The following is a 9,508-nucleotide window of genomic DNA, read 5'->3' as shown; positions in this document are numbered from 1 at the left end:
GCCGCTGGCCCTGCGGGTCGGGGCCATCGTGGGGAACGTGGGGCGGATGCGGCGGATCGATCTGCGGGTCGGCCACGTCCGGCGAATCCGGATCGAAGCCCAGCTCCGGGTCCACCTTTCGCGAGCCTCCGGCCGGGCCCTCGCGCTGCGGGTAGCCCGGCAGCCCACGCTTGTCGCCGGGGCCGGACCTGTCCGGCCAGCGTTCCGGAGCAACGCTCGGGCGCTCTCTGATTTCACCATGGCCTTTCATGCTCACCTCCAGGAATTTATCCATGCCCTGCGGTGGACGCGAAGCCGATGGGAAGGTTTCAGCCGATTGCCGAGCGGCGCCCCAGGGACAAGCCTTCCCCGCGAAAACCCGCGATCTAGACCATGGTCGCAAAGACCCACCGTCTCATCTGTGACACCTTCGCGCGCTTTTTTAGCGCCCCCGGAGTCACCGCATGCCCTCGCCCCATTCCTCCAGCCCGCTCGCCCGCCTGGGCGCCCTCGCCCTGCTCGGCGGCATCGCCGCCCCGGCCAGCGCCGACTTCCTGGAGGACAGCAGCGCGCGCCTGGAATCGCGCACCTTCTACTTCAACCGCGACTTCCGCGACGGCAGCTCGTCCAACCCGCAGGGCGCCTCCAAGCGCGAGGAAAGCGCACAGGGCTTCATCCTCAATCTGCAGTCGGGCTACACCGAAGGCACAGTCGGCTTCGGCATCGATGCCCTGGCCATGCTCGGCGTCAAGCTCGACTCCAGCCCCGCCGACAGCAACAGCGGCCTGCTGCCCTCCAGCGGCCACGACCCGCGCCACTCCGCGGGCCAGTACGCCAAGGCCGGCGTCACCGGCAAGCTGCGGGTCTCCCACACCCAGTTCAAGTACGGCGCGATGCTGCCGGACATGCCGCTGCTCAAGTACAACGACGGTCGCCTGCTGCCCAACATGTTCCACGGCGCGCAGTTGACCAGCGAGGAAATCGCCCACCTCAAGCTCACCGCCACGCGCCTGGAGCGCTACACCGCGCGCGACTCCACCGATGCCCAGGACGTGCGGCTGAACTGCAAGAACAAGCGCTACGCCTGCGACACCACCGGCAACCGCTTCGACTCCTACCAGGCGGATTACCAGGTCAACGACCAGCTCCTGCTGCAGTACGCCCAGGGCGGGCTGGCGAACGTCTACCGCCAGCGCTACCTCGGCGTCGTCGGCAAGCAGGCGCTGGGTGCCGGCAAGGTCACCGCCGACCTGCGCTGGTTCGACAGCGACGACGACGGCTCGGCCCGCGCCGGCGAGATCGACAACCGCGCGTTGAGCCTGCTGCTGTCCTATGCCCAGGGCGGCCACATCCTCAGCGCCGGCTGGCAGCGCATGAGCGGCGACAGCTCCATGCCCTACCTCGACGGCAGCAACCCCTACCTCGCCAACTACGTGCAGGTGAACGACTTCGCCAATGCGCAGGAGCGCTCCTGGCAACTGCGCTACGACTTCGACCTGCGCAGCGTCGGCGTGCCCGGCCTGAGCTTCATGACCCGCTACGTCAATGGCGATCACATCGCTCTGGCCAATGGGGATGAAGGCAAGGAATGGGAGCGTGATGTGGAGTTCAAATACGTGATCCAGGCGGGCACCTTCAAGGACCTGAGCCTGCGCCTGCGCAACGCCACCTATCGCACCAACTATGAACAGTCGGCGCGTGACGTGGATGAGGTGCGGCTGATCGCGAGTTACAACTTCTCGATTCTCTGACTGGCCGGAACGGGGCCTGCGCGCTCGTCGGGCCCCTTTCCTGCCGGTAATCACCGGTATGTAGCGCCGCTCTGTAGGAGCGCGCCATGCGCGCGATGCGCCGGCAGGGCCGCCTGTTGCTTCGGCTTAGGGGTTCTGCGCCGCTTCGGCGTGCGCGCGGACTCTTTGTTTCGCCCCCTCGGGCGAGTCACTTTCTCAAACGCCAGAAAGTAACCAAAGGGCTCGCCCCTGCCATCCGGCTTTTCGCTTCGCGAAAAGTACCCTCGGTTCCTCGGAGTTTCAGGGGCCCGCGTTGACGGGCCATCCCTGGCCCGGCAACGCTCTCGCGACATCCATGTCGCTCGGCCCCTGAAACTCCGATCACCTTCGGCCTCCTGAAAGGGGCACTTCGGCGCGTGCGGATGTTTTTCTGGAAGACATCAAAGGCAACAGCCAGAGCATGAGCCAGAGCATGAGCCAGAGCATGAGCATGAGCATGAGCATGAGCATGAGCATGAGCATGAGCCTGAGCCTGAGCCTGAGCAACGCAGCGTGGCTTTTCGTAGGAGCGGACCTTGTCCGCGAAATCCTTCGCGGAAGGCGGCGGCCCCAGGGAATACTCCGGCGGTTTGCGCCTGCGTAGGAGCAACTGTCTTCTTTTGATAGTCCGTGCCTTGGACTTCCCTCTCCCTAACCCTCTCCCTGAAGGGAGAGGGGACCGGTCGGTGCAGGAGGAATCCATGGCATCAGCCGGCACGGACAGCTCCCTCTCCCTTCGGAGCGGGGCGCGCAGCCAGGGCGGGGGGAGAGGGCGTGCCCCCGCGCGATATTTCAGGTAGGAGCGGACCTTGTCCGCGAAATCCATCGCGGATGGCGGCGGCCCCAGGGAATACTCCGGCGGTTTGCGCCTGCGTAGGAGCGGACTCTGTCCGCGATCGACCAGCCACCACGCGGGCTCGAACGGGTTCGCGAGCAAGCTCGCTCCTACAGTTGGCGGGATGATCCGGGGTGATCCTGAAAGATTCGCTTCCGCCGCGAGGGATTTCGCGGACAAGGTCCGCTCCTACGAAGAGCACCACCTCTCCCGCTCCGCGCCGGCTCCGGCTCCGGCTCCGGCTCTAAAGGCTTCCAGAGAAACCTCCGCGCACGCCGAACGCCCCGTTCAGGAGGCCTCGTTGAAGCGGAGTTTCAGGGGTTGAGCGACATGGATGTCGCGAGAGCTGCGATGGGCCAGGGATGGCCCTTCGCGGCGTGCCCCTGAAACTTTGTTTCAACGAGGGAATTTTTCGCCTAGGCGAAAAACCGGATGTCCGGGGCAAGACCTTTGCCTACTTTGCGTCGTTTGGCAAAGTAGGTCGCCCGAGGGGGCGAAACACAAGACCCGCGCGCACGCCGAAGCGGCGCAGAACACCCAGAGCAAAAGCATCGCGGAGAAGCTCCGCTCCTACAGAAGCCCAAACACGGGAGGCCATGCCGACGCGCGCGATCGCGGACGGAGTCCGCTCCTACGCTCACTAAAACGACGGTGCAGCAGCCAAGCCTCCCACCACACCGGTGGCCTGAACTCCCCGCCACCCGTTATACTCAGCGGTTTTCCGTCTAGCCTTATCAGGGTCCCGCCGCGCTCATGGACAAGACCTACCAGCCCCACGCCATCGAATCCCACTGGTACCCCCTGTGGGAGAAAGAGAACTACTTCGCCCCGCAAGGTTCCGGCGAGCCGTACACCATCATGATCCCGCCGCCGAACGTCACCGGCAGCCTGCACATGGGCCACGGCTTCAACAACGCCATCATGGACGCGCTGATCCGCTACCGCCGCATGCAGGGCCGCAACACCCTGTGGCAGCCGGGCACCGACCACGCCGGCATCGCCACCCAGATGGTGGTGGAGCGCCAGCTGGCCGCGCAGGGCATCGCCCGTCACGACCTGGGCCGCGAGAAGTTCCTGGAGAAGGTCTGGGAGTGGAAGGACCAGTCCGGCGGCACCATCACCCGCCAGATTCGCCGCCTGGGCTCCTCCGTGGACTGGTCGCGCGAGCGCTTCACCATGGACGAAGGCCTGTCCAACGCCGTGAAGGAAGCCTTTGTGCGCCTGCACGAGGACGGCCTGATCTACCGCGGCAAGCGTCTGGTCAACTGGGACACCAAGTTCCACACCGCCATTTCCGACCTCGAAGTGGAGAACCACGACGAGAAGGGCCACCTCTGGCACCTGCGCTACCCGCTGGCCGACGGCAACAAGACCGCCGACGGCAAGGACCACCTGGTCGTTGCCACCACCCGCCCGGAAACCGTGCTGGGTGACAGCGCCGTCGCCGTGCACCCGGAAGACGAGCGCTACGCCGCGCTGATCGGCACCTTCATCGACCTGCCGCTGGTGGGCCGGCGCATCCCGATCATCGCCGACGATTACGTCGACCGCGAGTTCGGCACCGGCTGCGTGAAGATCACCCCGGCCCACGACTTCAACGACTATGAAGTCGGCAAGCGCCACGACCTGCCGCTGATCAACATCTTCGACAAGGACGCCGCGATCCTCGCCGTCGCCCAGGTGTTCAAGCTCGACGGCAGCGTCAACCCGGACCTGGACGCCAGCCTGCCGGCCGCCTACGCCGGCCTCGACCGCTTCGTCGCGCGCAAGCAGATCGTCGCCGACTTCGACGCCCTCGGCCTGCTCGACAAGGTCGACGACCACGCGCTGAAAGTACCCAAGGGCGACCGCTCCGGCACCGTCATCGAGCCCTGGCTGACCGACCAGTGGTACGTCTCCACCAAGCCGCTGGCGGAGCCCGCCATCGCCGCCGTGGAAGATGGCCGCATCCAGTTCGTGCCCAAGCAGTACGAGAACATGTACTTCAGCTGGATGCGCGACATCCAGGACTGGTGCATCAGCCGTCAGCTGTGGTGGGGCCACCGCATCCCGGCCTGGTACGACGACGCCGGCAACGTCTACGTCGGCCGCAACGAGGCCGAAGTGCGCGCCAAGCACAACCTGGGCGACGCCAACCTGCGCCAGGACGAAGACGTCCTCGACACCTGGTTCAGCTCGGGCCTGTGGACCTTCTCCACCCTCGGCTGGCCGGAACAGACCGAATACCTGAAGACCTTCCACCCCACCGACGTGCTGGTGACCGGCTTCGACATCATCTTCTTCTGGGTTGCGCGCATGATCATGCTGACCATGCACCTGATCAAGAATGGCGATGGCACCGCGCAGATCCCGTTCAAGACCGTCTACGTCCACGGTCTGGTACGCGACGGCCAGGGCCAGAAGATGTCCAAGTCCAAGGGCAACGTGCTCGACCCGCTGGACATAGTCGATGGCATTACCCTCGACGAGCTGCTGGAGAAACGCACCAGCGGCATGATGCAGCCCAAGCTCGCCGAGAAGATCGCCAAGCAGACCAAGGCCGAGTTCCCCGAAGGCATCGCCAGCTACGGCACCGACGCCCTGCGCTTCACCTTCTGCTCGCTGGCTTCCACCGGTCGCGACATCAAGTTCGACATGGGCCGCGTCGAGGGCTACCGCAACTTCTGCAACAAGCTGTGGAACGCCGCCAACTTCGTCATCGAGAACACCGATGGCAAGGACACCGGCGTCAACGGCGAGCCGGTCGAGCTGTCCTCGGTGGACCGCTGGATCATCTCCGCCCTGCAGCGTACCGAGATCGAAGTCGCGCGCCAGCTGGACGCCTTCCGCTTCGACCTGGCCACCCAGGCCCTCTACGAGTTCATCTGGGACGAGTACTGCGCCTGGTACCTGGAGCTGGTCAAGCCGGTGCTGTGGGACGAGAACGCACCCATCGAGCGCCAGCGCGGCACCCGCCGCACCCTGGCGCGCGTGCTGGAAACCGCACTGCGCCTGGCGCACCCGTTCATGCCGTTCATCACCGAAGAAATCTGGCAGCGCATCAAGACCGCCGCCGGCAAGTCCGGTGACACCCTGATGCTGCAACCCTGGCCGATCGCCGACGAGGCGAAGATCGACGCCGCCGCCGAAGGCGACATCGAATGGGTCAAGGCCCTGATGCTGGGCATCCGCCAGATCCGCGGCGAGATGAACATCTCCATGGCCAAGCGCATCGACCTGGTGCTGAACAACGCGTCCCCTGAAGACCACCGTCGTCTGGCCGACAACGAGCCGCTGCTGATGAAGCTGGCCAAGCTCGAGACCATCCGCGTGCTGGACGAAGGCGAAGAGCCGCCGATGTCCGCCACCGCGCTGGTCGGCGACCTGCAGGTGCTGGTGCCGATGGCCGGCCTGATCGACAAGGCTGCCGAGATGGCGCGCCTGGACAAGGAAATCCAGCGCCTGGAAGGCGAAGTCAAACGCGTGGGCGGCAAGCTGTCCAACGAGGGCTTCGTCGCCAAGGCCCCGCCGGAAGTGATCGAGAAGGAACGCGCCAAGCTGGCCGAGGCCGAACAGGCCGTGACCAACCTGATCCAGCAGCGCGAGAAGATCGCCAGTCTGTAAGCGTCACCACAAGGCCCGCCCCGTGCGGGCCTTGTGCATTTTCAGGGAAGGACGATGACCCTCTCGCTGCGCTTCGAATCCACCCTGCGCGTCGATGCCGAACTGGCCTGGCGCTGGGTCACCGACGTGCGCTGCCTGCGCGACGAGATGCGCCCGCTGCTGTGGATGAGCATCCCCCGCGGCATCAACAATCTCGAAGACCTGCAGGTCGTGCCCGGCCAGCCGCTGTTCACCAGTTGGCTCTGGCTGCTGGGCGTGATCCCGCTGGGCACCTCGCGCCTGACCCTGCGCGAACTGCGCAGCGGCGAAGGCTTCATCGAGGAATCGCCCATGACCGGAATGCGCCTCTGGCGCCACGAGCGCACGCTGGAGCCCTGCGCCCATGGCACCCGGGTAGTGGACCAGCTCACCGTCGAACCGCTGTTCGGCGCCCCGCTGGTGAAACTCTTCCTGCGCCTGTTCTTCGCCGGACGCCACCGCGCCCTGCGTCGCCGAGCGGCAAGGCTGCCGTAAAGAGTCGGCAGGAGCGAGCTTGCTCGCGAACGGCCCGGCGCCAAGTCCGTTCGCGAGCAAGCTCGCTCCTACAATCAGCCGCTAGTACACCGCGCCCACCGGATACACATAGGCATTCACGTCATAAAACGGCGTGCGCTGGTAGAACCACTGCAGGCGCGCCTGGGCGTCCTTGGCGAAGGCCTTGTCGTCCTTGAGCTTCTGCTCGAACTCGGCCTTCAGCTTCGGGTCCTCGGCGAGCATCTTGCGCGCCATCGGCTCCATCACGTACTCCTCCGGCTCCTCGGCTACCACCAGGGTCGAGTTGAAGAAGCCCCAGGACCAGAACGAGTCCGGGCTTTCCGCCGTCAGCAGGTTGACCGCCAGCACGCCCAGCGGCTGGTCGGTGTCGATCACCACCGAGCCTGCCGGGTAGGTCTGCAGGCGCTGGAACGGCTTGCCGACGCCGCTGACCAGCAGGTGCCCCTCGTAGCCGGGAATCTCGTTGGTGGCGGCGCGATCAGGCTCGAAGCCGCCGGCCAGCTTGATGTTGTCCATGCGGTACAGGGTTACCTCGATGGGCGTGGCCTTGTCCAGGGTCTTCATCTGGATGCCGTGGGACTTCAGGCGCGCGATCACCTCGCTCCACTGCACCGGCACCACGTACTGCCTGGGCCGCTTCACCACCAGGTCCGGCACCGAGTTGTCGGTGACCGGCACGTTCAGTTGCTTGGGCTTGTTGCTCCAGACGATGGTCTTCTTGCCGGTGATGGGCGACACCTCGTAGCGGTAATCGCCCACGGTGAACGGCGTGTGCTGTGCATCGCCCGGCTTCCAGGTGAGGATCACCTCCTTCTGCGCCGCCAGCCGTTCGCGATCCTTCGAGATCGCCTGTTTCAGCGAATCGGCGTTGTCGCCGATCACCTGGAACATCGCCTTGAGCATCACGTAGTTGCCCAGCACCTGGGTCTCGTACGGGTGCAGGGCATGCTGCTCGATGAGGATCGAGGGCACGTTGCGGATGTCGCCGTACTGGTTGGAGAAACGCGCGAGGTCCGTGCGGTACGGGTAGTAGCCCTGGGTCGGGTCCTGGTTGTCGTTGAAGCTGATGCACTCGTGGACCACATGCCCATTGCCTTCCAGCTCCTTGTACACCGGGCCGCGCATCACCTTGTCCATCCACTCGCTGGAAGCCGGCGACCAACCATTGCCGTTGTGGCAGTAGGAGCTGTCGTAGGGATACATCGCGCCATCGGTGGAGTGGGTGTCGGCGAAGAAGCTCAGGTCGTACTGGTTGAACACCGAGGCGACGTTGCGGATCTCCGCGCTGTCGAGCTTGGTGAAGTCGCGGTTGAGGTTGTAGTTCAGGCCGTTCACGCGCCAGCCGGTAACCTGCGGGCCGTTCTGGTTGATCCGCCCGTAGGGGCTGCGGCGCAGGTCGCCATCGATGTTCACGGTGGGGATGAAGAGGATGTTGACCTTGTCCAGCAGAGCGGCCAGCGGTTTGTCGCCGGTGGTCATGTCACGCAGCAGCATGAACATGGCGTCCTTGCCGTTGGCCTCGCCGGGGTGGATTTCAGCCTCGACGAAGATCGTCGGTCTGCCGGACTTGTTCAACCCCGCCGCCGACTTGTCCGCCTCGCGGCTGGCGGTCACCAGCAGCATCGGCTCGCCAGTGGCGCTGTTTTCCGGCAGGTCGCTGAGGGCGATGGCGCCGCCGGAGGCATCGGCCAGCTTCTGCAGCCAGGCGCGGGTCTGGTAGTAGTCGGAGGTCTGCTTGAAGCCCGTGGATTCGGCCAGCGTGATCAGCGGGTCATCGGCCTTGGCGATGTACTTCGTGCTGGTGAGCTTCTGCTCGAACATCGCCGGGAGAATGCGGGTTTTCGCGGCGGCGCTGTAGCCGCTGTCATCGATGTACCCCGGCGCCGAAGGCAGGGCGGCATACAGGGGCAGGCTGGAGGTGGCGAACAGGCCGGCGAGCAGTGCCCGGGACGAAACGTGGGACATGGGGGTTCTCCTTTTGCAGCAAAATCGTCCTGCGGACGCGACTGCGCCCGTGCATGAACCATAGACAACCCCGGAAAATTGCCAGCGCGGCTCGTCGTCGCGGCCGCTCTGGCGTGCGCCTCCCTCAAGCCGCCGTTCATTCCCCCAAGGAATGACCTTGCGAAGAATGCTCGCTTGGATCGCCGCGCCGGTTCGTCGAAGATCAGCGCACAGCTGCGCCCTGCTCCCCCTGCCGAGGAACCCCGAGCCCATGTCCGATACTCCGGCCCGCAACGGCGGCCAGATCCTTGTCGATGCCCTGCTGCACCACGCCGTGGATACCGTCTACTGCATTCCCGGCGAAAGCTACCTGCCGGTGCTGGATGCCCTGCACGATGCGGCCGGTATCCAGACCATCGTCACCCGCCACGAAGGCGCCGCCTCGAACATGGCCGACGCCTACGGCAAGCTCACCGGCCTACCGGGCATCTGCTTCGTCACCCGCGGTCCGGGCGCTACCCACGCGGCCAACGGCGTGCACACGGCAATGCAGGACTCGACGCCGATGATCCTGTTCATCGGCCAGGTGGAAAGCGCCTTCAAGGGCCGCGAGGCCTTCCAGGAAGTGGACTACCGGCAGATGTTCGGCGGCCTGGCCAAGTGGGCCACCGAGGTCGACGATATCCGCCGCCTGCCCGAGGTCGTCGCCCGCGCCTTCCGCGTCGCCCAGTCCGGGCGGCCCGGCCCGGTGGTGATCGGGTTGCCGGAGGAAGTGCTGTTCGGCTCCGCACAGGTCGCCGACGTAGCGCCGACGCCTGTCACCCGCGCGGCCCCGAGCGCGGAC

The 9,508-nt window shown here is 65.6% G+C and carries 6 protein-coding genes; 4 read left to right on the top strand and 2 right to left on the bottom strand.

Going from position 1 to position 9,508, the window contains the following annotated elements; genetic code table 11:
* Positions 1-250 (bottom strand): DUF6021 family protein (locus tag ACCC94_RS24600; protein ID WP_413352233.1); only part of this gene is annotated, 250 nt, incomplete at its 3' end.
* Positions 251-443: 193 nt separating this feature from the next.
* Between ACCC94_RS24600 and ACCC94_RS24595 the strand changes: the two genes are divergently transcribed.
* The 3 genes from ACCC94_RS24595 to ACCC94_RS24585 all read left to right on the top strand — a co-directional run bounded on the left by ACCC94_RS24595 (position 444) and on the right by ACCC94_RS24585 (position 6,699).
* The gene (locus ACCC94_RS24595) at positions 444-1,730 is read left to right on the top strand and encodes an OprD family porin (RefSeq protein WP_413352231.1); all 1,287 of its coding nucleotides are present in this window, start codon (positions 444-446) and stop codon (positions 1,728-1,730) included.
* Between the two features lie 1,606 nt (positions 1,731-3,336).
* Complete coding sequence (locus ACCC94_RS24590) at positions 3,337-6,186, top strand: valine--tRNA ligase (RefSeq protein ID WP_413352229.1); 2,850 nt, start codon at positions 3,337-3,339, stop codon at positions 6,184-6,186.
* 54 nt (positions 6,187-6,240) lie between these two features.
* A complete protein-coding gene (locus tag ACCC94_RS24585; protein WP_413352227.1) occupies positions 6,241-6,699 on the top strand; it encodes a hypothetical protein in 459 nt (152 codons plus the stop codon).
* A gap of 81 nt (positions 6,700-6,780) precedes the next feature.
* Here the strand turns inward: ACCC94_RS24585 and ACCC94_RS24580 are convergent, their stop codons facing one another.
* Positions 6,781-8,685 carry a M14 family metallopeptidase gene (locus ACCC94_RS24580; protein WP_413352225.1) on the bottom strand — a complete coding sequence of 635 codons (1,905 nt, stop codon included), beginning with the start codon at positions 8,683-8,685 and terminating at the stop codon, positions 6,781-6,783.
* A 250-nt stretch (positions 8,686-8,935) separates the two neighbouring features.
* Between ACCC94_RS24580 and ACCC94_RS24575 the strand changes: the two genes are divergently transcribed.
* A partial coding sequence (locus ACCC94_RS24575; RefSeq protein WP_413352223.1) for a thiamine pyrophosphate-binding protein occupies positions 8,936-9,508 on the top strand: 573 nt, incomplete at its 3' end.

The organism is Pseudomonas sp. Pseusp97 (genome assembly GCF_047304025.1).
GTDB lineage: Bacteria > Pseudomonadota > Gammaproteobacteria > Pseudomonadales > Pseudomonadaceae > Pseudomonas.
The sequence above is the reverse complement of the archived record's forward strand: the minus strand, read 5'-3'. Positions and strand labels throughout refer to the sequence as shown.

Coding starts and splice junctions, on each gene's coding strand:
- ACCC94_RS24595 (WP_413352231.1), top strand. CDS start 444: ATGCCCTCGCCCCATTCCTCCAGCCCGCTCGCCCGCCTGGGCGCCCTC.
- ACCC94_RS24590 (WP_413352229.1), top strand. CDS start 3,337: ATGGACAAGACCTACCAGCCCCACGCCATCGAATCCCACTGGTACCCC.
- ACCC94_RS24585 (WP_413352227.1), top strand. CDS start 6,241: ATGACCCTCTCGCTGCGCTTCGAATCCACCCTGCGCGTCGATGCCGAA.
- ACCC94_RS24580 (WP_413352225.1), bottom strand. CDS start 8,685: ATGTCCCACGTTTCGTCCCGGGCACTGCTCGCCGGCCTGTTCGCCACC.